Here is a 22,696-nt window from a genome sequence, read left to right as displayed (position 1 = left end):
GAAGGTCCTCTCCCTCATGGACGAGCTGACCCTCACCCTCCCGCGCAAGATCCGCGAGGAGAACCGTCGCGCCGCGGAGGCGACCGGCGCCCGCTGGGTGCCACACCCGGCGGACGCGGTGGTGGACCGCATGATCGACGACTTCGGCCGCCCCGGGCGCTCCGGCGGCGCGGGCTTCTACGAGTACGCCGACGGGCGCCGCACCCGGCTCTGGCCGGGGCTGCGCGAACACTTCACGGACCCGGCGAAGCAGCCCGCGGACCTGACGGAACTCTCCGAGCGGATGCTCTTCGCGGAGGCGCTGGACGCGGTCCGGTGCCTGGAGGAGGGCGTGCTCGCCTCGGTGGCGGACGCCAACGTGGGCTCCCTCCTCGGCATCGGCTTCCCGCCGTGGACGGGCGGCGTGCTCCAGTACGTCAACGGGTACGAGGGCGGCCTCCCCGGCTTCGTGGCCCGCGCCCGCGAACTGGCCGACCGGCACGGCGAGCGCTTCCTCCCGCCGGAGCTGCTGCTCCGCAAGGCCGAACGGGCCGAGACCTTCACCGACGCCTGACCTCCGCCGTTCCCGCATCCCCTCCACCGCCGACCGGTCCCTCCCGACTCCCGACTCCCGACTCCCGAATCCCGACTCCCGACTCCCGACTGTGACCGGGGGTCGGGGGCCGGGGCCGGCCGCGCCGCGTCGTCCGCACGCCCGCCCTTCCCTTCCGCTCCCCGCAAGGAGGCCCCGATGACATCAGCGCCCCGCACCAGAGCCGGCCGGCCGGACGATCTGCCCGGTGACCCGGGCGACCGCACCCTGCCGCAGCTGCTCGCGCGCAACGCACGCGACTACCCCGGACTCCCCGGGCTGTCCTGGCAGGCGAACGGCCCGGACGGCAACTGGACCACCTTCAGCTGGGCCGGCATCCACGAGCACACCCGGAGCCTCGCCGCGGGCTACCGCGCCCTCGGCGTCGGCCGCGGCGACCACGTCCTGCTGATGATGTCCAACCGGTCCGAGCACTGGCTGACCGATCTGGCGCTGGTCCGCCTGGGCGCGGTCCCGGTCAGCGTCTACGGCACCGCCGCCCCCGAGCAGATCACCCACATCGCCCGCAACTGCCGGGCCCGCCTGGCCGTCGTCGAGGGCGCGGACCGGACAGCCGTGTGGGAGCGGCTGCTGACGGACCCCGACACCCCCCTGGAGCACTTGGTGGTGGCCGAGCCGGGCGAGGAGGGCGACCACGTCCCGTACGCCGCTCTGCTCCGCGAGCCCGTCCCGGAGGGGTTCGACACGGCACTGGACACCGCCCGCCCCGAGGACCCGCTGACCGTCGTCTACACCTCCGGCACCAGCGGGGAGCCCAAGGGCGTCGTCCTCACCCACCGTCAGGTGATGTCCAACGCGCTGGCCCTGGACGCCGTGGTGGAGCTGCCGCCGCACGTCGAGCACATCTGCTACCTGCCCTTCGCCCACATCGCGGAGCGCATGCTGGGCATCTACCTGCCCTGCCACCGGGCCTCCCACGTCTATCTCTGCGCCGATCCGACGGGTGTCGCCGCCGTGGTGCGCAAGGTGCGCCCGGCACAGTTCTTCGGCGTCCCGAGGATCTGGGAGAAGCTGTCCGCCGCCGTGCGGGGCCTGCTCTCGCTGATGCCCGACGACCAGCGGGCGGTCATCGACGACGCCTTCGAGGTCGCCCGGGAACACGTCGCCCACCGGGAGCGCGGCGAGACCCCGTCCGCGAAGCTGGAGGAGCGGTACGCCCGGGTCCGCGAGGACGTGCTGCTCCCCATGCTCGCCGCCGCCGGCCTGGACCGCGTCACCTGGTCGGCCAGCGCGTCGGCGCCCATGTCCGTCGACGTGGTCAGGTTCTGGGCGGGTTTCGGGATCGTCATCATGGACGCCTGGGGGATGACGGAGACCACCGGGGTGGCCACCAGCAACAGCCCCCGGGCCGGATTCCGGCTCGGCTCGGTGGGACGCCCGGTGGAGTCCGTGGAGGTCCGCGTCGCCGAGGACGGCGAGATCCTCGTCCGCGGCGCGTCCGTCTGTTCCGGCTACCTGCAGCCCGACGGCTCGGTGCGTTCGGTCCTGGACGCCGACGGCTGGCTGGCCACCGGCGACATCGGCAGGATGGACGACGACGGCTATCTCTGGCTCACCGACCGGAAGAAGGAGATGATCATCACCTCCACCGGCAAGAACGTCTCCCCGGCCCTGGTGGAGAACGCGCTGAAGACGCACCCGCTGATCGGCCAGGCCCTGGTGCACGGCGACAACCGCTCCTACCTCGTCGCCCTGCTGGTGCTCGACGCGGAGGCCGCCCCCGCCTGGGCCACCGCCCACGGCATCAGGACGGACGGGGGACTGGCCGCCCTGGCCGCGCACCCCGGGATCAGGGCGGAGGTCGAGCGCGGGGTCGCCGCGGCCAACGCCCGGCTCAGCCGCAGCGAGCAGGTCAAGCGGTACGAGCTGCTCACCGAGGAGTGGGGGCCGGCGACCGGCGAGCTGACCCCGTCGCTGAAGATGCGGCGCCGGATCATCCGGGAGAGGTACGCCGACTCGCTCTCCGGACTGTACGAAAGCTGAGGAGGCCGGGCCGGCGGGGCGGAAGGCCCGGCGCCCGGGCCGGGATCGGCCGGGTCCGGGGAACTCGCCGCGCACCCGGCAGCCGTCGAGGCCGTCCCCTCCCGGGGCGGCCTCGACGGTGTGCGCCCACGACTCCTCAGAGGCCGTAGGTCTTCCCGATGACGTCCCGCTGGATCTCGCTGGTCCCGCCGTAGACCGTCGACACCACGGCCGCCCGCAGGTGCCGTTCCATGCCGAACTCCGTGGTGTAGCCGTAGCCGCCCATCATCTGCATGCCCTCCAGCGCCGCCCGCTTGGCGACCTCGGTCGCCTTCAGCTTGGCCATGGACGCCTCGCGCGGGAAGAGCCGGTCCGGCTGCGCGTCGCAGTCCAGGGCGGTCTCCCGCACCAGCAGCCGGGTGCACTCGATCTCGGTGGCGAGGTCGGCGATCCGGTGCCGCAGGGCCTGGAAGGAGCCGACCGGGCGCCCGAACTGCTCGCGCTCCCGGACATAGGCGACCGTGTCGTCGAAGGCGCGGCGGGCCAGGCCCAGCATGTTCGCGGCCAGGAACAGCCGCTCGTGGTTGAGCCCGGCCATCAGCTGCCGCCAGCCGTGGTCCACCTCGCCGACGACCGCGTCCGCCGGCAGCCGCACGCCGGTGAGGAAGACGTCGTTGACCTCCCGGCCGCCCATGGTGTCGATGCGCCGGGTCTCCACGCCCGGGGTGCCGGCGGGCAGGTGGAACATCGTCAGTCCGCCGTGCTTGTCCTCGCCGGTGCGCGCCACCAGCAGGATGTGCCGCGCGCAGTGCGCGTTGGAGATCCAGGTCTTCTGGCCGTCCACCAGCCAGGTGCCGTCGTCCTGCCGCCGCGCCCGGCAGCGCAGCGCCCCCACGTCCGAGCCGGCCCCCCGGCTCCGACATGGCGATGGCCAGGACGTCGCCGCGCACCGCACCGGACAGCACCTCGGCGCGCTGCCGCTCGGAGCCGAACCTCTCGTACGCCTTCGCCGCGATGACCGTGGTGATGAAGCCCCCGGCGGGGACCATGCCGTACGAGGTCTCCTCCAGGAAGAGGCAGGCGTCGGCCAGTCCGCCGCCTGCGCCCCCGTACTCCTCCGGCAGGCACACCCCCAGCCAGCCGAGCTCGGCGAGCCTGCCGTACAGCGCGGGGTCGTGGGCCTCGCGGCCGCCCGAGGTCAGCGCGTCGCGCTGCTCCCGCGTGCCGCACTCCCGCTTGGCGAAATCACGCACGGCCGCGACGAAGTCGGCCTGCTCCTCGGTGAGGCGACTGCCCATCAGATCCTCCCGCGCTCAGTGATGTGACGGATTTACGATAAGCGTTTCATCGTCTCTACGGCAGGGGTTCGCCGGTATCGTGAGCGCCATGAGTACCGACACCGACCACTCGGGCCCCACCACGGCCGTCGCCCGGCCGGAGGTCGAGGACCCGACCGCGCGCAGGATCCTCGACGCCGCACTGGAGCAGTTCAGCCTGCTGGGGCTGCGCCGCTCCTCGGTGGACGACGTGGCCAAGCGCGCCGGGGTCTCGCGCGTCACCGTCTTCCGGCGGTTCCAGTCCAAGGACAAGCTCGTCGAAGCCACCCTGCTGCGCGAGCTCAACCGCTTCTTCCAGCACCTCGACGCGCGGGTGGCCCCGCTGCCGACCATGGAGGAGAGGGTCGTCGAGGGCTTCGTGGTCGCCCTGCGGCACACCCGCGCCCATCCGCTCTTCGGCGGCCTGCTGCGCCTCGAACCCGAGCTGGTGCTGCCGTATCTGACCGTGCAGGGCGGCTTCTCGCTCTCGGCCACGGTCGAGTACCTGACGGCCCATCTGCGCCGCGCGCAGCAGGTCGAGGGCCGTGCCGACGAGGACCCGCGCCCGCTCGCCGAGCTGATGGTGCGGGTCGCCGTCTCCTTCCTGCTCAACCCCGCCAGCTGCATCGAGATGGAGGACGAGGAGCAGGCCCGGGCCTTCGCCCGCCGCTACCTCGCCCCGCTCCTGGACGCCTGACGGGCCGGGCGGCTCCCGCCCGGCCCCGCGGAACCGCCGTACGGCCGCGAGGACTCCCGCACCCGCCGACAGGGCTCCCCCTGCGGCCGGCGGGCAGTGACGCACGGCGGTGGACGACCGACCGACCCGCGCGGCGGCCTGGACCGCCGCGGGGCCGCTCAGCGGCGCCGGTGCAGCGACCGGGCGAGCCGCACCGCCCGGTCCCGCATCGCCGCCGGAACCGCGAACGAGGTCAGCGCGATCGGCGGGGCGAACCGCTGCACCGTCGTCGACTGCACGGCGGTGAAGGCGCGCAGCCCCTCCTCGCCGTGGATCCGCCCGAAGCCGGACTCCTGCGCGCCCCCGAACGGCAGCGCCGGCACGGCCGCGAACCCCAGCACCGAGTTCACCGACACCGCCCCGGCGCGCAGCCGCGCCGCGATCGCCGCTCCGGCCCGCCCGCCGCCACAGAACACGGCGGCACCCAGGGAGTAGCGGGAGGCGTTCGCCCGCTCCACCGCCTCGTCCACGTCGGCCACCTCGTTGATCGCCACCACCGGACCGAAGGTCTCCTCGGTCATCGCCGCCGCCCCCTCCGGCACCCCGGCCAGCACCACCGGCGAGACGAACGGCGCGCGCACCGACTCCGGCCCGCCGAGGAGCGCCCGGGCCCCCTCCGCGACCGCACCGCTCACGTGCCGCTCGACGATCCCGACCTGCCCCGGAAGCGTCATCGGACCGTAGGCGGCCTCCTGACCCGCTCCCGTGCGCAGCGCCCCGGCCCGCTCGACGACGCGCTCGCACAGCGCCGCGTGGACCTCCCGTACCGCGTAGACGCGCTCCACCCCCGCGCAGGTCTGCCCGGCGTTGCTCAGCGCGCCCCACACGATCGCGTCGGCGGCCGCGTCCAGGTCGGCGTCCGCGGTGACGATCACGGCGTCCTTCCCGCCGCATTCGGCGAGGAACGGCGTCAGCGTCTCCGCGCAGACGGCCATCACCTTCCGGGCGGTCCCCGGCGAACCCGTGAAGGCCAGCTTGTCGACCCCCGACCGGGCGAGGGCGTCCCCCGTGGACGCCGGTCCGGTGACGACCCCCAGCAGTCCGGCGTGCTCGGGCACCGCGCTGTCGAACAGCCGCGCCATCAGCACGCCGGTGCCCGGGGTCAGCTCGGACGGCTTGAAGACCACCGCGTTGCCCGCCGCCAGGGCGTACCCGACGGAACCCATCGGGGTGTACAAGGGATAGTTCCAGGGCCCGATCACCCCGACGACCCCCAGCGGCCGGTGCACCAGCGAGGCCCGCTGATGGACGGTGAACAGCCCCGAACCCACCCTGCGCCGCCGCAGCACGCGATCGGCGTGACGCGCGGCCCAGGCCAGGTGCTCCAGCGTGAGCACCACCTCCAGGGCCGCGTCGCCGGCCGGCTTGCCGGTCTCCTCCGCGATGCTGCGGGCCACGGCGTCCAGCTCGGTGGCGAGCGCCTTCTTCCAGGCCAGCAGGTGGCCGCGCCGCCGGGACGCGGGCAGCGCCGCCCACCCGGCCTGCGCGGCCCGCCCCCGCTCCACGGCCCGCGCGACCGCTTCCGGCCCGTCCACCGGATGCTCGGCGAGCGGCTCTCCGGCGGCGGGGGAGCGGGTGGTGAAGACCGCGGCGCCCGGTGCGGCGGCGGAGGTGGTGGTGTCGGTCATCGGGGCTCCTGACGGATGGCGCGGGCGGGGGAGGGCGTGGCGGGGGCGGATCCCGCCGCCGGCGGCGGCGGTGCGTTCGACGTGTCGCCCGGCCGCTCGTCCGGCCGCTCCTCGGGCGCCTCGTCGTGGAGAGGCAGGAGGGGGCGGGAGTGGGCCCAGTGGGGGCCCAGGTCGTCGAGGGTCCAGCCGAAGGGGTAGCTGCGCGCCTCGGGCTTGCGGGGTAACCACTCCGGCCGGGCGGGAAGCAGCCGGATCAGCCCGGCCCGGACGCGGAACCCACGTCGCACCGCTCCCCGCAGCCACGCGGGCTGCGGCCGGAACCCCAGGGCGCGGAGCAGGGGCTCGTCCAGCACGGCGAGCACGACGCGGGTCGCCACCCGGCGCAGCGGCGCCGGGTACCAGGAGCCCATGACCCGCAGGGTCGCCGCGGCGACCCTGCGGTTGGCGGGGTCGTACGCGAACATCTCCCGCTCGTACGCGTCATGGAGCCGCTCGAACCCGGCGTACGTGCCGGGCACGCCGGAGATCCCCATCATCTCGCCCATGCGCCGCCCCACCAGCGCCAGGCTCTCGGTCTCCTGCGCGGACAGCCGGCGCCACCCGAACCGGTCGATCCACCGCTTCGGCCCGACCACCGTCGTGGCCAGCACGTAGAGGAAGTCCTCGTTCGGGATCCGGTACCGCCCGTGGATGCGGTTCAGATGCCGTGCCGCCGTCCGCCCCTCCTCCGAGTCCATCCCCGCGCGCACCATCTCGTACGCGATCAGCACCGTGTCGTCGTACCGCTTCTGCCCCGCCCGCTCGAACTCCTGCGTGCGATCAAGTAGTTGCGAGATGCGCGGCACGCCGTAGTCCCGCAGGAAGGCGATCGACGTGCCGTGGAGGTAGTCGCGGGGGAACTCGTACTGCGTGATCCACCGGAAGATCTGCTCGAAGTCCCGCTCCGGATCCATCCGCCGGATGAGCCGAAGCCGGCTGTACCGCCCCATGCGCGATCCCTCCTGCACGGCACCACGGCCACCGGCGCGCGGTGCGACTGGATTCCGGGTTCCACGGGGGTCACCCCCGAAGAGTCGATGATACGGAAACTATTGACTTGTTTCATCGGGCGTCAAGCCTCCGGGAGGGAGGAAGTGCCGGAGCGGGGGCGAAGCCGTGGGGTTCGACTCGCAGCATCTGATAGGTCGTCATGTGTGTTGCTTGCTCAGTGAGTTCAAGCGCAATCCGTGCGCCATGCGCCGCACGGTGCGGGCGGTGTGACCCGGCGGGGCCGGACAGGAACGGGGGAGTGACGGTGGCATCGATCCGGCCGTCACACATCAGGGCCCTGACCGGTCCATGGGGTGAACCACCAGCAGGTGTTCCCAGCACAGGACCAAGGAGACTCACGTGTTCGCCGCCTATCTCGTCGCCACCCTCCTCACCTCGGCCGTGAACGGCCTGGCCGCCGTCGCCAACCTCATCGGACACGACTATCCGAAGAGCCAGGCGGACAAGCTGGGCGTCCCCCGCTCCTGGATGCGGCCGCTCGGCATCCTCCTGGGCTCGGGCGCCCTGGGCCTGCTGGCCGGCCTGGCCGTGCCCGCGCTGGGCGCGCTCGCCGCCGCAGGCCTCGTGCTGTACTTCCTCGGCGCCCTCTGGACCCATCTGCGGGTACGGGACCACGAGTTGGGCGGGTGGCTCCTCTTCTTCTGCCTTCCCGCGGCCACGCTGGCCCTCAACCTCGCCCAGCACGGCCAGCTGTGACCGGGCGGCCGCTCACCCGATCCGCGCCGAGCCGATGCGTGCGGGTGCCCGGGGTCGTTCTCCGTCTGCCGGGAACACCGGCGCGTCGGTGCCCGCCCCCGCCTCGTCTCGCGCGGGGGCCCAGACGAAAGGCGGAGCATGACCACACGCAGGAGCTTTCTCGGCCGTACCACCGCGGCCGGCGTCCTGGCGGGCCTCACGGCCTCACCGGCGGCGGCCGAGGACGGGCGCGGGTCACCCGCCGTCGGCGCACCGGACGTGCGCCGGGCGCGGGCGCGTGACGCGATCGTGGCCGTCAACAGCGGGATGCGGTCGCACTACGCCGCGCTCAAGGCGGATCTGATCGCCCGGCTCAGTCCCGTCCTCGTGGTCCAGAACGACGCCAAGGGCGGGAGGTTCACCCTCGTCCACGACGGCACGCAGGAGTCGCTGCACCCCGTCGGGGAGGTGTTCGAGCTGGCGAAGTCCGTCGCCCACGCGCCGCTCGGCGTCTTCGCGATCATCGCGCCCCACCTGAGCGGCCGGGTCCCGAACATCCCCGGCGCCGACCGCATCGATCCGCACGACCTCGCCATGCTCGCGTTCAGGGACACGACGTCCACCGACTGGATCGCCCCCCTGCGGCAGTACGCCGACACCCTGGCCGCGGCGCGGCGGCACCTCGACCGGGCCGGCATCCCGCCGGAGGCGGCGGCCTCCTGCGCGCAGGTGCTCGACGGCGCGCTGGCGTTCGTCAAGGTCTCCACCGAGGCCCGCTCCTTCGACATCAGGTCCTTCGAGGACTTCTCCCGGAGCGTGTACGCGGGCATCCGCACCACCATGCGGTACGCGGCCGAGGCTCAGATCACGGGCGTCCAGGGCGTCCTGCGGAGGTGGCGCGCCCGGATCGGCGAGGAGGCGTGGCGGGACCTGTACACGGTGGTCCTGTCCCAGTGGGCCACGTCCGAACTCAACCAGAACTCGATCATCATCGGGCCGTGCATGAACCCCGCGAAGGTGGCCACCCACCTGATCGACCTGCCGACCGCCGAGCCGCCCTCGGACCCGGTCTTCGTGGCCCTGGACAACCTCGCCCGGATCGTCCAGGACAACATCGCGGCCGAGCTGGTGTTCCCTTCGGACCGTGCGGCCGCAGACGCCCTCAAGGGCCCCCAGGACCTCCTCGCCGACGAGATCCTGGACCAGCTGGGCACCCCGGAACCGGGCGCGCCGGCGTACGTCCCACCGGGCGGAGACGGAAACGGCGCCTGTCCCGTCACCCGCAGGGGCCAGGAGCCGCGACGGGGCGGAGCGGCGTACGACCTCTGAGCCCGGCCGCGCTCCGGGAGCGGGCCAGGTCCATCGCACCAGCTCGACCTGATGCGCCTGGCCGGCCACGGCGAGCCGGTGACCGTCGGGGCTGCAGGCCGGCGCCCGGTGTCGCACCGGCACGTGGGCCGAGCGAGTCGTGGAGGCACGGGCATCGCACCGCGGGCGTGCGGTCGGCGGCCCCCAGCGCCGCTACTCAGGTGCGTCGCCGGTGTCGGTCGCCCTGTCCCGGGGGTCCGCGGCGGAAGGGGAAAGCCGTGCCCGGGGGCCGTTCGGGGTGGCCGCCAGGCTGGCGAGGAGTTTGAGCCGGTCTTCGTCAGGGGTGCCGGGCTCGGCGGTGTAGATGGTCAGGGAGTGCGCCTCGCGGGTGGAGAGGGGCAGGTCCAGCGGCTGGTAGGTGAGTTCCAGCGGTCCGGCGTCGGGATGGTGGAAGGATTTGACGCCGCCGTGGTGGATGCGGACGTCGTGGGCGGCCCAGAGGGTGCGGAACTCGGTGCTCAGAGTGGACAGCTCTCCGATGAGTTCCCGCAGTGCCCTGTCGTTCGGGTAACGGCCGGCCTCGGCGCGCAGCAGAGCGGTGGTGATGGTGACGGCCTGGTCCCAGTCGGCGACGAAGTGCCGCGCGCCCGGGTCGAGGAAGTAGTAGCGAGCGCAGTTGGGGCGGCCCTGCTCGTCGGCCGTGTCGCTGTGGAACATCGGTGACAGGACCGCCCGGGCGAGTGCGTTGGTGGCGACGATGTCGAGGCGACCGTTGGTGACGAAGGCCGCGGACAGGGTCATGGAGTCGAGCAGCCACTGGACGCGGGGCGGGAGGTCGACGGCCTTGCGGCGCCGGGGTGCGCGGCCGGCCGGCTGGGCGGCGCGGGCGAGGTCGAAGAGGTAGGTGCGCTCGTCGTCGTCGAGGTGGAGCGCGCGGGCGACCGCGTCGAGGACGTCTTCGGACACGCCGTTGATGTGGCCCTTCTCCAGGCGTGTGTACCACTCGGTGCTGACACCGGCGAGAACGGCGACCTCCTCCCGCCGCAGGCCGGGGACGCGGCGCCGGCCGCTGGTGGGCAGCCCGGCCTGCTCCGGTGTGATCCTGGCGCGCCGACTGGCGAGGAAGTCGCGGATGTCGGAGCGGTTGTCGGGTCGCTTGTCCATGTCTTTCACGGTAGGCGCGTTCCGCCGGGAAGGGAGGTGGAGCTTGTACCCCCTATAAGCGCGACCTTTCTGACCTGCGTGGATACCGGTTCCCTGGGATGGACGACCCCGCAGCGACACCTCTTGGAGCCCCACCGTGCAAGGAGCGACCCTCCCCGCCTCCGTCGACGATCGTGCCGCGGAACGGCCATCCGCCTCCCGTCGGCTTCCCGCCGTGATCTACGTGCTGGCCCTGGGGACCTTCCTGATGGGCACGACCGAATTCGTGGTGGCGGGTCTGCTGCCGGAGATCGCGGACGACCTACGGGTGAGCGTGGCCCGTGCCGGCCTCGCGATCACCGTCTTCGCGGTCGGAATGATCATCGGCGCGCCGCTGATGTCGATGCTGACGCTGCGGCTGCCCGCCCGCATGACGCTGATGCTGGCCCTGGGCGTCTTCGCCGCGGGTCATGTCATCGCCGCTGTCGGTGACGGGTTCGGCCTGCTGCTCGCCGCGCGGTTCCTGACCGCGCTGGCGACCGGAGCGTTCTGGGCGGTGGCGAACGTCGTGGCCACCCGGGCGGCCGGCCCGGCCGCGAGCTCGCGCGCCGTGGGCGTGGTCGGTTCCGGGGCCATGCTCGCCAATGTCGTCGGCGTGCCGCTCGGCGCGTTCGCCGGGCAGCTGATGGGCTGGCGCGGCCCCTTCTGGATACTGGCCGTCCTGGCGGTGGCCGCGGTGGCGCTGATCGCGCGCCGGGTCCCGCACGAGCCCCGCGGCGGGCAGACGGTGTCGATCCTCTCGGAGCTGTCCGCGCTGCGCTCGGGCCGACTCTGGCTGGTGCTGGCGGCCTGCGCCGCCACGAGTGCCGGCGTGCTCGGCACGTACACCTACATCGCCCCGCTGCTCACCGACCGGGCGGGAATCGCCGCGGGTCTCGTGCCGCTCGTCCTCGTCGGATTCGGTGCCGGCGCCCTGGCCGGCTTCCTCGTGGGCGGTCGTCTCGGCGATGTCCGCCCGTACGCGACCACGATCAAGGCTGCGGCGTCGGCCGCGGTGGTCCTGGCGGCGCTCGGCCTGCTGTCAGGCTTCGCCGCCCCGACGGTGGCGCTGGTCGCCCTGCTCGGGCTGGTCGGCTTCCTCGGCACCCCGGTCCTGATCGCCCTCGGCGTCCGCTTCGCGGGCAGGGCCCCCACGCTGGGCTCGGCCCTGACCGTGTCGGCGTTCAACCTGGGCACCGCGGCCGGCTCCTGGATCGCCGGACTCGCCCTCGACTCGCCTTTCCACACCGCCGGGCCGGCCGTGATCGGCGCCGCCATGGCCGCGGTGGCCCTCATCCCCACCCTCACCCTCGCGCTCGTCCAGGGGCGTCGCGCCCAGCCCGCCGCCGGCTAGGACGCCGACCGCGAGACCGCGGGACGTCGCCACCACCGGCAACGCCACACCGGAACATTTCCCCTCATTCATCAGGAAGTCATGCCTTCCTGGTCTCACACAGGCGCCCGAGGCGCCGGAAACACGAAGCAAGGAGAGCCACCATGCGTGGAGTGGTCATGCACACCGCCGGAGACGTCCGGGTCGAGGAACGCGAGGACCCGCGGATCATCGAGCCCACCGACGCGATCGTGAAGCTGACCGCGACGTGCATCTGCGGTTCCGACCTGTGGCCGTACCGAGGGATCGAGCCCGCCGACCACACGGCCATGGGCCATGAGTACGTCGGCGTCGTGGAAGAGGTCGGCTCCGAGGTGAGGACCGTGAAGGTCGGTGACTTCGTCGTCGGTTCGTTCGTCATCTCCGACAACACCTGCGAGATCTGCCGGGCGGGCTACCAGTCCGGCTGCGTGCACCGCCAGTTCGTGGCCGGGACGATCGGCACCCAGGCCGAGAAGGCCCGCATCCCCTACGCGGACGGAACCCTCGTCGCCACCCCGGGACAGCCCGACGAGGACCTGATCCCTTCCCTGCTGGCCGCCTCCGACGTGCTGGGCACCGGCTGGTACGGCGCGGTCGCCGCCGAGGCCGGCCCCGGCAGGACCGTCGCCGTCGTCGGCGACGGCGCCGTCGGCCTGATGGCGGTCCTGGCCGCCCGGCAGCTGGGCGCGGAGCGCGTCATCGCGATGTCCCGCCACCCCGAACGACAGAAGCTGGCCCGCTTCTACGGCGCCACCGACATCGTCGAGGAACGCGGCGACGAGGGAGTGGCGAAGATCAAGGAGCTCACGGGCGGACTCGGCGCGCACTCGGTCGTCGAGGCCGTCGGCACCCGCGAATCCACCATGCAGGCGATCGGGGCCACCCGGCCCGGCGGCCACATGGGCTTCGTCGGCGTCAACTACGACGTCCACATTCCCGGCTTCGACCTGTTCCTCGCCGGCATCCACATGGAAGGCGGCCCGGCCCCCGTCCGCCGGTTCCTGCCCGACCTGATCCAGCTCATCTGGGACCGCGAGATCGACCCCGGCAAGGTTTTCGACCTCGAACTCCCGCTCGATCAGGCCGCCGAGGGCTACAAGGCCATGGACGAACGCCGCGCCACCAAGGTGCTCCTGCGCCCCTGAACCATCCCGCGCGGCGCCGCGACCGGCGTCGCGCAACCCAGTCACGCATCCCACCCCGAAACAGGACTCTCCCCTGATGAACCCACCTGCGACTTCACCGGGCAGGTCGCCCTGGTCACCGGCGCAGCCTCCGGCATGGGCCTGGCCACCGCCCGCGCCTTCGCCCGGGCCGGCGCTGCCGTCGTCCTCGCCGACCTCGACCGGAGGGCCGCCGAGCGAGCGTCCGAGGACCTGACCGACGCCGGCCACCGGGCCCTCGGCCTCGGCTGCGACGTGGCCGCCGAGGAACAGGCCGCCGCCATGGTCGACATCGTGGAGCAGCAGCCCATCGGCCGCCTGGGCGCCGCCGACGAGATCGCCGACGCCGCCCTGTGGCTGTGCGGCCCCGGCGCCGGCTTCGTCATCGGAACAGCTCTCCCCGCCGACGGCGGCTTCACCGTCCACTGATGGGGGCCCGCCCTCACAGTGTGAAGACATCCGGAGCGCTTTCCGCGGCCCGCCGCGGTTCCGCTCACCGCGGAGGAGGGCGAGTCCGCGCGTGAAGTCCTTCGGCACCTGGCGCAGTTCTCGGACTGAGGGCGGCCGGGCGTCGCCGGCCTCGGATGACGCGCCCACCCGCCGAAGCCGGGTGGGCGCGTCATCCGAGGGGCGTCGATCGGACCATCAAGCCGATCAAGCCGATCAAGCCGATGGGGTCGATCGGCCGATGGGGTCGATCGGCGTGAGGACCCCGAGTCGGTCCTCGATCGCCTGGGCCGCGTCCAGGCACAGGTCTTCCCGGAAGGCGCGGCCGATGATCTGCACTCCCGTGGGGAGTCCGTCGGCCGTCCCGGTCGGCACGGCCACGCCTGGTACGCCGACGAAACTGCTCACGGTGCACAGGCGCATTCCCGACGCGACGCGGTCCCGGCCCGACCGGTCCCGTGACTCCAGCCCCGGCTCGACCGGCGGTTCGGTGAAGACCGGGCCGAGCAACAGCGGGTAGGCGTCGAGGAATTCGGCCCAGGAGCGGCGGATGTTCATCCAGAGGCCCATCAGGTGCATGAACTCGGCCGCGCTCGCGGGAGGGGTCCGCTCCATCGCCATCTCGAGGTAGCGGTCGCCGCCCTCGCCGAGTAGTCCGCGCACGGCCGGCCACGACGGGGCGAACTCGGTCGCGGTGATCCGGCCGTACGCCTCAAGGGCCTCGTCCATGCGCGGTACGTCCCGCACCTCGCGCACCTCGTACCCGGCGTCGCGCAGCGCGTCGGCCGCGGCGGCGACGGCTCCTCGGACCGTGGGGTGGACGCCGTGCCCGCCGGGGTCCGTCACGACCGCGACCTTCACGGGCCCCGGGAGGGGCTCGCCGTACGCGGGCACCGGTACGGCCCGCGGGTCCCGCGGATCGGTCCCGGTCAGCACCTCGTACGCGAGGCGGAGGTCGCCCACGGTCCGGGCCAGCGGGCCGTCGGTGACCAGCAGCTGGGACGCCGGGCCCGGGTCGTCCGGGCCGAGGAAGCGGTGGTCGGCGGGGAACCTGCCCGTGGACGGCTTCAGCCCGGCCACGCCGCAGAACTGGGCCGGGACGCGCACTGATCCGCCGGAGTCGTTGCCGAGCCCGATCGCAGCCATGCCCGTGGCGACGGCCACCGCGTCACCTCCGCTGCTGCCGCCCGGGGTCCGGCCGCCGTCCCACGGATTGACCGTGTCGCCGAACAGCTCGCTGCGCGTGTGCATCCCCGCCAGGATCAGGGTGGGGATGTTGCTGTGCCCGATCGGGACGGCTCCCGCCGCGCGCAGCCGTGCCACCGGGGGCGCGTCGGCCGACGCCACCAGATCGCGGAAGCGTTCCACCCCGAACGTCGTCGGCACGCCTTCGACGGCGATGGACTCCTTCACCGTGAAGGGCACGCCCGCGAGCGGTCCCAACGTTTCGCCGGCGGCCCGCCGGCGGTCCGTCCGCGCCGCGTCCTCGCGGGCGCGCTCCGCGAGCAGCTGCGTGACCGCGTTCGCCCGCGGGTTGACCTCGGCGATGCGCTCCAGGTGGCTGTCGACCAGTTCGACGGCCGAGACCTCCGCGTTGCGCACGGCCTCCGCCTGCTCGGCGGCCGACAGCTTCCACAGGGCGTCCCGCATGACTGCACCATCCTCCCCTACGTTCCGATGCGCTCGCATCGGAACGGCAACCGTAGCCTGGAATCGATGCGCTCGCATCGGATAAAGTCGGGCCGCGCGCTGCGACGCGGAAGTCCGCGAAGCGGAAAGCGTGTGAGTCGTGAACAGCGAGCCGTGAAAGAGAGGCACCAGGGATGCCCAAGCAGGTGGATCACGTGAGCCGCCGCCGCCTCATCGCCGAGGCCGTGTGTCATCTCGCCGACGAACACGGCCTGGAGGGTGTGACCCTCCGCGACGTCGCCGCCCGTGCGCAGGTGTCGATGGGTGCCGTACAGCGGTGCTTCCGCACCAAGGAAGAGATGCTCGTGTTCACCCTCGGGCACATCGGCGAGAGGATCGGCGAGCGCGTGCGGGCCCGTCTCGTCAGGAGTCCGGCCCAGTCGGCCGGCACCGCGCTGGGGCACGCGGCCACCGAGATCTCGCTGCTCCGGGAGGAACACCGCGCCGAGGCCAGGGTCTGGCTCGCCTTCGTCGCGCAGGCGGCGGTCAACGAGACGCTCGCCACGACCCTCCGCGCGAGCTACGCGCCCCTGCAGGAGACGTTCACCCGCCTGATCGCGGAAGCCGCCGATGCCGAAGCAGGCTCCGGATCCGACGCGGGCGCCGATGGCGATGGCGACGCAGGCGCTGACCGTGCCGCGCTCGTCGACCCGCGGCGCGAGGCCCGCACCCTCCTCGCCCTCGTGGACGGGCTCACCACTCACGTCCTCATCGGTCACCTCACCCCGCCCGAGGCGCAGGACGTCCTTCACGCACACTTGGCGCGCCTCTGGGCGTGAGCGCCACGCCCCCGTCAGCAGGTGGGTCAGGGGGCGCCCGCGTGGTCACCGCGCACGGCGGTGCCAAGGATGTGGCTGCCGGCCGGAGTCGGGAGCCGGGTCTCGGGGAAGTCGAAGCGGTCGACCGTGGTCGGGGTGAAGCCGGCGGCGGTGAGGGTCGCCAGAGTGTCGCGGCCGGTGTGGCAGCCGCCCATCAGACGTGGCCAGACGGTGGCGTCGAGGACGCGCTGGAGGCGCCGCATCCCGCTCGTGCGTGCCTGGACGTGTTCGAAGAACCGCAGCTGTCCCCCTGGCCGGAGCACCCTGTGGAGCTCGGCGAGGGCCGCGGGCGGGTCGGCGATGGAGCAGAGGGTCAGGCAGGCCACGGCCGCGTCGAAGGAGGCGTCGGGGAAGGGCAGCCGCTCGGCACGGGCCTCGTGCACCTCCAGGGGGAGAGGAGAGGTGGCGGCCCGGTCCCTGGCCAGTGCGCGGAGGTTCGGCTCCGGTTCGACGGCGACGAGACGCGTCACTTCGGGCGGGTAGTGGGGGAAGTTCAGACCGTTGCCCGCTCCGATCTCAATCACCTCGCCCGTCAGGCCGGCGAGAAGCCGCTCGCGGTGCTCGGCCACGCCCGCCTTCTCCAGAGCCGGACCGGCGAGCCGTGCGTAGCAGCGGGCGAAGAACGGGTGCGGCCGGAACGGCGGCGGCTTGACCGATTGCGCCATGTCGACCGCCTCCTCTGCGGCAGCCCTGCCAGGGGTCACTCCAGTCTACGGAGGCACGGCGGAGCGAGGTCGCTTCACGTGATGCCCGGGCGCGGCTTCCGTGGGCCCGGCCGGTCAGCAGCCGCTCGTCATCGGGCATGGGGCATCTTTCGCCGGGCCGGTGTCCGGTGGTCCAGCGGGTGAGGGCGGGCCGGAGGCGGCGGTGAGCACGGCGGCCGCGACGGTCACGGCGGTCTATCAGGCCGGGTCGGTCGGCCAGGAGGGCTCCTGGCGACGTGCCCACGGCGTCGGCCCGACAGGGGGGCGCGTGGTCGCAGGCGATGAGTGTCGAGTGGACCGACGCGGTGTCGAGGCCCTGGATGACCGCGGAAGGGAGTCCGGCGCGCCAGGGACGGTTGATCAGGGCGAGGACGGGGACGAGACCGGCCCGGCCCGGCGTGCCCGTGACGATGAGCGGTTTGCGGTCGACGCGGTGGGCCAGGTGGCCCGTGGTGATCCGGCCGATGCCCCAGAGGATCGAGTACGGGCCCCTGGTGAGGCCGACAGCGGCGAGACTCTTCGCGGCCTCCATCAGGCCGTCCAGGACGCGGGCTCGGGGCGGCGGTGAAGAGGGACGCGGAGAAGGCGCAGAAACTGTGCGCCGCCCTGCGGGAAGAGCGGGCGTGAGGGAAAGCGTGGGTCGTGGTTGGTGCCGAGGAGCGGGCAGGCACTCCAGGTGACACCGTCGTCGAGGTTGCCGACCACTCCGGCCTGGCCGGGGCAGAGCAGGCACAGGCGGCGCCAGGACGTACGCGTGCACGTGGCCTTCAAGCCGTCTCCTCGCCGCTGGGCGGCGGCGCGGCGTGCCGGGCGCGTTCAAGGGCGACGTGCGCGGCGGTTTCGCGGACGGCCAGGGCGAGGGCCGGTCCCACAACGACGAACACCGCACCGATCACCCAGGAGGCGGCCGCAGCGTGGGCGCGTTCCCCGACCCCGCGCACGCCCGTGCCTCTCCCTTTGCCCTTGCCCCGCCGCTCGTCGTCGACGGCACCGGGCCGAGGCCGTCGCCACGGCCCGGTCCACCCCGCTGGACCTGCCCGCCTGGTGCCAGATGACCGGTCACGACGACCTCGTCCCGGTGCCGGACCCGTCAGGTCGGCCACGTACGACCCCGGACGGCCCGGGCTCAGCAGAGCCCCTGAGCAACGGACGGCCGCGCGAGGGGCTGATCGGGACCACGCGGTGCGAGCAGGCAGCCGACCAGCCGAGGATCAGCCCCCGATCAGCGGCCGGTGTGCCGCTCACCAGCCCCCGAGCAGCAGCCCCGACCGGCAGCCCGCAAGCCCCCGCCGACCACCCACCACACCACACCCCACCCAAACCCTCTAGCTCACTCCCACCCTCAGGCTCCCCCTCACGCTCACGCCTCAGCCCTTGGTCAGCCTCCGCTCGATCAGCGCCTTGAAGTCCTCGTAACCGCGCGGAGACACCCGCTCGCCGTCGACGAAGAAGGTCGGCGTGCCCTGGACGCCGAGGGCCAGGCCGTCGCGCTGGTCGAGGGCGATGCGCTCGGCCGTGCGCTCGGAGGCGACGTCGGTGTCGTACCGGGCCATGTCCAGGCCGAGTTCGCGGGCGTACGCGCGGAACACGGAGTCCTTGGGCTCCCGCGCCTCGCCCCACCGCGCCTGGGTGGTGAACAGCTTGTCGTGCATCTCGCGGAACCGGCCCTGCCGCGCGGCGGCCTCCGCGGCGCGTGCGGCGGACTCGCTGTTGCGGTGGCCGGGCATGGGGAAGTAGCGGGCGACGAAGGTGACGCGGTCGCCGTACTCCTTCTTCAGCCGGTCCATGACCGGGTGGAACGCGCCGCAGCCCTCGCACTCGAAGTCCAGGAACTCGACGACGGTGACACGGCTCCCGGCGGGCTCGGTGAGACGGTGGCTGTCGGCACGGACCACGCGGGCGTCCGTGGCCGGCTCCGGCAGGGCCCGTGCGCCGTTTCCGCCGCCGCCGTCCGCGTCGGGGCGGAAGAGGAGGAAGGAACCGAACGCGACGGCGAGCGCGACCAGCAGGACGAGCGCGGCGAGGAGCTGCTTCTTGGCGTTCTTCATGAGGGACCTTCGTTCGGAGGAGCGGGAGCGCGCCGGGTGGCCACGGCTCGCCGGTCGCGGGCGTGGAGGGCGGCGAGGTAGGCGTTGTACGCGGCGAGCGGGTCGCCGGCGTCGCCGCGGTCGATGCGCCGGTCGACGCGACGGGCCTCGCGGGAGTCGGACCGCACCCACTGGACGGCGAGGATGATCGTGGTGATCAGTACGGGGATGTCGCCGGTGGCCCAGGCGATGGCGCCCGCGTTGTACTGGTCGTCGGCGAGCGACGGCCCCCAGGGGCGGGCGAGCGAGGTCCACCACCCTTCCGCGAGCAGTCCGGTGGAACTCATCAGGGAGATGCTGAACCAGGAGTGGAACGGCATCGTCAACATCAACACGAACAGCCGCCCCAGGTGCGGCGGTCTGCGCGGCCCCGGATCGACCCCGATGATCACCCAGAAGAACAGCAGTCCGACGGCGAGGAAGTGCACCAGCATCACCAGGTGCCCGAGGTGACTGCGCATCAGCGCCTCGAACAGTGACGTGTAGTAGACGGCGAAGGCGGATCCGATGAACAGCACGCCGGCGACCGCCGGATGCGAGATCACCCGTACGTACGTGCTGTGGAGCAGCTTGAGCAGCAGCTCACGGGGGCCGGGCGGGGCGTCCCTCCCGGCGGCGGGCAGGGCCCGCAGGGCCAGCGTCGCGGGCGCGCCGAGCACGAGCAGGATGGGGACGGTCATCGCGAGGACCATGTGCTGGCCCATGTGCACGCTGAACATGACCTTGCCGTAGACCGCCAGACCGCTCATCGTCGCCAGGACCGTGACGGTGAGCCCGAGGAACCAGGACACCGTGCGGCCCACGGGCCAGTGATCGCCCCGCGCGCGCAGCCGACGGACGCCGACCGCGTACGCCAGCCCGGCCGCCGCCGTACCGAAGGCGAAGACCGGGTCGAAGTGCCACTGCGTGAACAGCGGTGTCCAAGGGAACCCGCCCAGCGGCGGCGGCATCGGAAACCCGAGCAGTTCCCCGGCCGGTGAGAGGGCTGCGGCCGCCGAGGAGGGCGGGGGAGTGCGGGCGAGCCCGACGGCGAGGCCCATGGCGACCGCCATCAGCAGCAGTTCGCCCGCGGCCAGGCGTACGAACGCTCCGGCACCGGTCCTCGTGGCGATCGCAGCCAGGCTCCGCCGCCGGTGCCACGCGCCCGCCAACCCCAGCAGGACCAGGACGGCCGTCTTCACCAGGACCAGTCGCCCGTACGCGCTCGTGAACAGCGCGTCCCAGCCCGGCAGCCGGATCACCGCACCCACGACACCGCCCGCACCGACGGCGACCAGCGCGGCCCCCGCCAGCACGCTGAACCGGCGGACGGTCACGGCCGCGTCCGGATGCCGCCGGGCGACCACCGGCAGCAGGAAGGCCAGACCGCCGACCCACAACGTCACCCCGACCAGGTGGACGGCGAGGGACACCACGGCGGTGTCATGACCCGCGGACCCGGCCGCGTGACCGGTGAAGGCGGGCGGCAACAGGCCGGCGAGCGCCGCCAGGAGCCAGAACCTGGCCCAGCCCGCCGTGGTCACCCCGGGCCCGAAGGTCGCCAGGAGCGCGGCCGTCGTGGCGGTGAGGGCGTGGGCGGTGCCCCGGGAGTCGGTGGCCACGAAGTCGAGCAGCACGGCCGGTTCGAGCACGTCGGCGGCCGGACGGGCGGACAGGTCGGACAGGGTGAAGACGACGACGGCCACCGAGGCCACCGCCCACACGCCCGCCGCGGCCGACGCCCAGAGCATCGCCCTGCCCTGCGCCGGAGCCAGCCGCCTCGGCCCGGGGAGCAGCACGGCGGCCAGGACGAGCGCGCCCACGGTGGCCACGGTCGCCACGTCGGCGACGGTACGCGAGAAGGGCAGCGCCCAGCGGGTGAGCGGGCCCGCGTCGACGACGCCCGGAGGGGTGGTCCCTCCGCCGGCCCCGGTCGTCGCGGCCGCCACTGCCGCCGCCGTGAGCAGGGCGACGGCCGGTGCGGCGGCCCAGGTCCGTCGCGCCAGCCGCACGGCACCGTCGCCCGAGCGGTCAGCGACCGGCATCGTCCGCGCTCCTCCTGCGACGGCGGATGGTGACGACCATCGCCGTCGCCATCCCGACGAGCCCGATGCCGAAGCCGATGCCGATGGCCTTGAGGCTGGTCACGGCACGCTCCCCGGACGCCACGGCGGTGCGGGAGAGGGAGGCGGTGGGCGAGGGGGACGCCGACGTGCCGGTCGGGCGCGGCGACCCGGCCGGACCGGACGGGGTCGTGGCGGGAGGAATCGTTCCTGAGGGGGTGGCGGGCGTGGCAGCCGCGGAGGGGGCGGTGGGCGCGGGCCGCACGGTGAACGCCGAGGTCCCCGAGACCGGATGGCCGTCGGCCGACACGACCCGGTAGCCGACCGTGTACCGGCCGGCGGTCCTGGCCTCCTTGAGGCTCAGCGTGACCTCGCGCCCGGCCACGGCCGGAGCCCCGTCGCCGAGTGCGGCGCCGTCCGGTCCGGTGACGGCGAGCTGGGCGTACGCCTGGGACATGGGATCGCTGAACGTGAGCGTGACCGTACGGGGAACGGCGTCGAGGACGGCGTCGTTCGCCGGGTCGGATCCGTTCAGCTCCGTGTGGGCGGCGGCCGGCGGGGCGGAGACCGCCAGCAGTCCGCCGACGGCCAGGGGAAGGAGGAGGGAGCGCACCGCGGTACGAGCGGCGCGGGAATGCCTGATGCGCATGGTGAGGAGAGCTCTCTGCCGCCCCGGCACCCGACGGGATGCGGGACGGACGGCGTGTCGAGGAGGCCGCGCGGGGCGCGCCGGCCCACCCGCGTCGCGGCGCCCGAAAGCGCGGTGCCGGACGGCGAGGCGTCAGACGGCGAGGCGGAAGCCGGTCACGGCCGTCGGCCGGAACGGGTGCGGGAGGAGCGCGGGCGCCGGAGGGGCGCGTCCCGGACACGGGCACGCGAGGGCGGCCGGCCGCAGCGGCGCCACGTCGGTGGCGGGTCGGCGCAGGGGGCCGTGCGCGGCCGGGACGACCGTCAGCAGAGGCAGCAGGGCGTGCAGGATCCGCTGGGCGGACTCGGCGAGGGGCCGGGCGTGGGCGAGCACGGACTCGGTCGTCCCGAGCAGCCGCGCGGCGAGCAGCAGGGTGACCGCGTGGCCGCCCAACAGCACCGACGGCCCCGGCCCGGCCGTCGCGTGCTCGGCGAGCCCCGCGAGGTGCCCGCCCCCCGGCGCGTCGGTGAGCGTCGCGCAGGCGCCCGGGATCACGTAACAGACGTGGTAGGCGGCCTGCGCCCCCAGGAACGCGGCGAGCAGCTGGGTGTCGCTGAGCCGCCTGCGGGTGAGGACGAGACACAGGACCACCGCGAGCGCGGCGACCGCGGCCTGGACGAGCAGACGAGGCGTATGCCCCTGGAGCAGCGCATGCCCGCCCACCGGCAGCAGCACGCACAACACCGCCAACACCCCGGCCCGCACCACGCGCAGCCCACCGGCCCACGGCGCTGCGCCGTGCGGCATGCGAGGAGCGGACATGGCGGGCTTCCGGAGGGGCGAAACGGAGGAGCGGTACGGATCGGCCGACGGCGCCGATGCGACGGACGGCCGAAACGCAGCGTACCGGCCCGCCCAGGACGCGAGCGCACCGGCCGTGCGCGTACGTGGGGGTACCGGGTGAGCGGGCCGGGCGCACGCCGGGTCCCCGCAGTGGGACCCGGCCGACGGTCGGCCTCGCTCAGCGTGGCGACGGTCCGGATCCGAGGACGCTCTCGACGGTGCAACCGCCCCCGCCGGGCATCCGCCGGGAGGGAGACGGCGCCGAGCCCCCGATGGTGCGGGGACCACGCGTGCGAGGAGGCGGTCCTGGTCGTGGCAGACGCCGACGGGAAGGAACAGCAGTACGCCGCCCCGGCCGGCGCCGGTATCGCCGCGGCGAGGATGGCGGGACGCCCGCAGCACGGTCACGCCGTGCTGGAGCGAGGCGGCGCGCACGACCTCCTCAGTGCAC

The 22,696-nt window shown here is 73.7% G+C and carries 18 protein-coding genes and 2 pseudogenes; 9 read left to right on the top strand and 11 right to left on the bottom strand.

Annotated features, from left to right (window positions below; all coding sequences use genetic code 11):
* Positions 1-553, top strand: a pseudogene (locus IE321_RS04325) (3-hydroxyacyl-CoA dehydrogenase); the annotation flags it as partial.
* Between the two features lie 177 nt (positions 554-730).
* Positions 731-2,575 carry an AMP-dependent synthetase/ligase gene (locus tag IE321_RS04320; RefSeq protein WP_190221851.1) on the top strand — a complete coding sequence of 615 codons (1,845 nt, stop codon included), beginning with the start codon at positions 731-733 and terminating at the stop codon, positions 2,573-2,575.
* A gap of 136 nt (positions 2,576-2,711) precedes the next feature.
* Here the strand turns inward: IE321_RS04320 and IE321_RS04315 are convergent.
* Positions 2,712-3,852 (bottom strand): annotated as a pseudogene (locus IE321_RS04315) (acyl-CoA dehydrogenase family protein).
* 88 nt (positions 3,853-3,940) lie between these two features.
* Between IE321_RS04315 and IE321_RS04310 the strand changes: the two are divergent.
* Positions 3,941-4,567 carry a TetR/AcrR family transcriptional regulator gene (locus IE321_RS04310; RefSeq protein ID WP_043220917.1) on the top strand — a complete coding sequence of 209 codons (627 nt, stop codon included), beginning with the start codon at positions 3,941-3,943 and terminating at the stop codon, positions 4,565-4,567.
* Between the two features lie 158 nt (positions 4,568-4,725).
* Here IE321_RS04310 and IE321_RS04305 read toward each other — a convergent pair whose 3' ends face one another.
* Both IE321_RS04305 and IE321_RS04300 read right to left on the bottom strand, forming a co-directional pair.
* Complete coding sequence (locus IE321_RS04305) at positions 4,726-6,234, bottom strand: aldehyde dehydrogenase family protein (protein ID WP_190221850.1); 1,509 nt, start codon at positions 6,232-6,234, stop codon at positions 4,726-4,728.
* Positions 6,231-7,223, bottom strand: coding sequence for an oxygenase MpaB family protein (locus IE321_RS04300; protein WP_190221849.1), 993 nt, complete (start codon positions 7,221-7,223; stop codon positions 6,231-6,233). Before IE321_RS04300 ends, IE321_RS04305 begins: the two co-directional genes overlap by 4 nt.
* Before the next feature lie 400 nt (positions 7,224-7,623).
* Between IE321_RS04300 and IE321_RS04295 the strand changes: the two genes are divergently transcribed.
* Both IE321_RS04295 and IE321_RS04290 read left to right on the top strand, forming a co-directional pair.
* Entirely contained in the window at positions 7,624-7,980 is a 357-nt protein-coding gene (locus IE321_RS04295; protein ID WP_190221848.1) for a DoxX family protein, read from the top strand.
* A 138-nt stretch (positions 7,981-8,118) separates the two neighbouring features.
* On the top strand, positions 8,119-9,288 hold the full coding sequence (locus tag IE321_RS04290) for a twin-arginine translocation signal domain-containing protein (protein WP_190221847.1): 1,170 nt from the start codon (positions 8,119-8,121) through the stop codon (positions 9,286-9,288).
* A gap of 192 nt (positions 9,289-9,480) precedes the next feature.
* On the opposite strand, the gene IE321_RS04285 is transcribed toward IE321_RS04290, so the two are convergent.
* A complete protein-coding gene (locus tag IE321_RS04285) occupies positions 9,481-10,431 on the bottom strand; it encodes a helix-turn-helix domain-containing protein (RefSeq protein WP_190221846.1) in 951 nt (316 codons plus the stop codon).
* Positions 10,432-10,645: 214 nt separating this feature from the next.
* Between IE321_RS04285 and IE321_RS04280 the strand changes: the two genes are divergently transcribed.
* The 3 genes from IE321_RS04280 to IE321_RS04270 all read left to right on the top strand — a co-directional run bounded on the left by IE321_RS04280 (position 10,646) and on the right by IE321_RS04270 (position 13,416).
* Positions 10,646-11,803, top strand: coding sequence for an MFS transporter (locus IE321_RS04280; protein ID WP_226652914.1), 1,158 nt, complete (start codon positions 10,646-10,648; stop codon positions 11,801-11,803).
* Between the two features lie 143 nt (positions 11,804-11,946).
* A complete protein-coding gene (locus tag IE321_RS04275) occupies positions 11,947-12,969 on the top strand; it encodes a zinc-dependent alcohol dehydrogenase family protein (protein WP_226652913.1) in 1,023 nt (340 codons plus the stop codon).
* A 111-nt stretch (positions 12,970-13,080) separates the two neighbouring features.
* Positions 13,081-13,416 (top strand): SDR family oxidoreductase, encoded by a 336-nt coding sequence (locus IE321_RS04270; RefSeq protein WP_226652991.1) that lies wholly within the window; start codon positions 13,081-13,083, stop codon positions 13,414-13,416.
* A gap of 234 nt (positions 13,417-13,650) precedes the next feature.
* Here IE321_RS04270 and IE321_RS04265 read toward each other — a convergent pair whose 3' ends face one another.
* Positions 13,651-15,084, bottom strand: a complete 1,434-nt coding sequence (locus tag IE321_RS04265; RefSeq protein ID WP_190221845.1) for an amidase — start codon at positions 15,082-15,084, stop codon at positions 13,651-13,653.
* Between the two features lie 173 nt (positions 15,085-15,257).
* On the opposite strand from IE321_RS04265, the gene IE321_RS04260 reads away from it, so the two are divergent.
* Positions 15,258-15,902 carry a TetR/AcrR family transcriptional regulator gene (locus IE321_RS04260; RefSeq protein WP_190221844.1) on the top strand — a complete coding sequence of 215 codons (645 nt, stop codon included), beginning with the start codon at positions 15,258-15,260 and terminating at the stop codon, positions 15,900-15,902.
* 26 nt (positions 15,903-15,928) lie between these two features.
* Here the strand turns inward: IE321_RS04260 and IE321_RS04255 are convergent, their stop codons facing one another.
* The 6 genes from IE321_RS04255 to IE321_RS04230 all read right to left on the bottom strand — a co-directional run bounded on the left by IE321_RS04255 (position 15,929) and on the right by IE321_RS04230 (position 22,209).
* Positions 15,929-16,606 carry a class I SAM-dependent methyltransferase gene (locus tag IE321_RS04255; RefSeq protein ID WP_190221843.1) on the bottom strand — a complete coding sequence of 226 codons (678 nt, stop codon included), beginning with the start codon at positions 16,604-16,606 and terminating at the stop codon, positions 15,929-15,931.
* An 806-nt stretch (positions 16,607-17,412) separates the two neighbouring features.
* Positions 17,413-17,586, bottom strand: a complete 174-nt coding sequence (locus tag IE321_RS04250) for a hypothetical protein (RefSeq protein ID WP_190221842.1) — start codon at positions 17,584-17,586, stop codon at positions 17,413-17,415.
* Positions 17,587-18,012: 426 nt separating this feature from the next.
* Positions 18,013-18,693, bottom strand: a complete 681-nt coding sequence (locus IE321_RS04245) for a DsbA family protein (RefSeq protein ID WP_190221841.1) — start codon at positions 18,691-18,693, stop codon at positions 18,013-18,015.
* The gene (locus tag IE321_RS04240; RefSeq protein WP_190221840.1) at positions 18,690-20,756 is read right to left on the bottom strand and encodes a bifunctional copper resistance protein CopD/cytochrome c oxidase assembly protein; all 2,067 of its coding nucleotides are present in this window, start codon (positions 20,754-20,756) and stop codon (positions 18,690-18,692) included. The genes IE321_RS04245 and IE321_RS04240 overlap by 4 nt, the downstream gene beginning before the upstream one ends.
* The gene (locus IE321_RS04235; protein WP_190221839.1) at positions 20,743-21,423 is read right to left on the bottom strand and encodes a copper resistance CopC family protein; all 681 of its coding nucleotides are present in this window, start codon (positions 21,421-21,423) and stop codon (positions 20,743-20,745) included. The genes IE321_RS04240 and IE321_RS04235 overlap by 14 nt, the downstream gene beginning before the upstream one ends.
* A gap of 132 nt (positions 21,424-21,555) precedes the next feature.
* Positions 21,556-22,209 (bottom strand): hypothetical protein, encoded by a 654-nt coding sequence (locus tag IE321_RS04230; protein WP_226652912.1) that lies wholly within the window; start codon positions 22,207-22,209, stop codon positions 21,556-21,558.
* Between the last annotated feature and the right edge of the window lie 487 nt (positions 22,210-22,696).

Source organism: Streptomyces hydrogenans (assembly GCF_014656075.1).
GTDB classification, from domain to species: domain Bacteria; phylum Actinomycetota; class Actinomycetes; order Streptomycetales; family Streptomycetaceae; genus Streptomyces; species Streptomyces hydrogenans.
The sequence above is the reverse complement of the archived record's forward strand: the minus strand, read 5'-3'. Positions and strand labels throughout refer to the sequence as shown.

Coding starts and splice junctions, on each gene's coding strand:
- IE321_RS04320 (WP_190221851.1), top strand. CDS start 731: ATGACATCAGCGCCCCGCACCAGAGCCGGCCGGCCGGACGATCTGCCC.
- IE321_RS04310 (WP_043220917.1), top strand. CDS start 3,941: ATGAGTACCGACACCGACCACTCGGGCCCCACCACGGCCGTCGCCCGG.
- IE321_RS04305 (WP_190221850.1), bottom strand. CDS start 6,234: ATGACCGACACCACCACCTCCGCCGCCGCACCGGGCGCCGCGGTCTTC.
- IE321_RS04300 (WP_190221849.1), bottom strand. CDS start 7,223: ATGGGGCGGTACAGCCGGCTTCGGCTCATCCGGCGGATGGATCCGGAG.
- IE321_RS04290 (WP_190221847.1), top strand. CDS start 8,119: ATGACCACACGCAGGAGCTTTCTCGGCCGTACCACCGCGGCCGGCGTC.
- IE321_RS04285 (WP_190221846.1), bottom strand. CDS start 10,431: ATGGACAAGCGACCCGACAACCGCTCCGACATCCGCGACTTCCTCGCC.
- IE321_RS04275 (WP_226652913.1), top strand. CDS start 11,947: ATGCGTGGAGTGGTCATGCACACCGCCGGAGACGTCCGGGTCGAGGAA.
- IE321_RS04265 (WP_190221845.1), bottom strand. CDS start 15,084: ATGCGGGACGCCCTGTGGAAGCTGTCGGCCGCCGAGCAGGCGGAGGCC.
- IE321_RS04260 (WP_190221844.1), top strand. CDS start 15,258: ATGCCCAAGCAGGTGGATCACGTGAGCCGCCGCCGCCTCATCGCCGAG.
- IE321_RS04255 (WP_190221843.1), bottom strand. CDS start 16,606: ATGGCGCAATCGGTCAAGCCGCCGCCGTTCCGGCCGCACCCGTTCTTC.
- IE321_RS04245 (WP_190221841.1), bottom strand. CDS start 18,693: ATGAAGAACGCCAAGAAGCAGCTCCTCGCCGCGCTCGTCCTGCTGGTC.
- IE321_RS04240 (WP_190221840.1), bottom strand. CDS start 20,756: ATGCCGGTCGCTGACCGCTCGGGCGACGGTGCCGTGCGGCTGGCGCGA.
- IE321_RS04235 (WP_190221839.1), bottom strand. CDS start 21,423: ATGCGCATCAGGCATTCCCGCGCCGCTCGTACCGCGGTGCGCTCCCTC.
- IE321_RS04230 (WP_226652912.1), bottom strand. CDS start 22,209: ATGCCGCACGGCGCAGCGCCGTGGGCCGGTGGGCTGCGCGTGGTGCGG.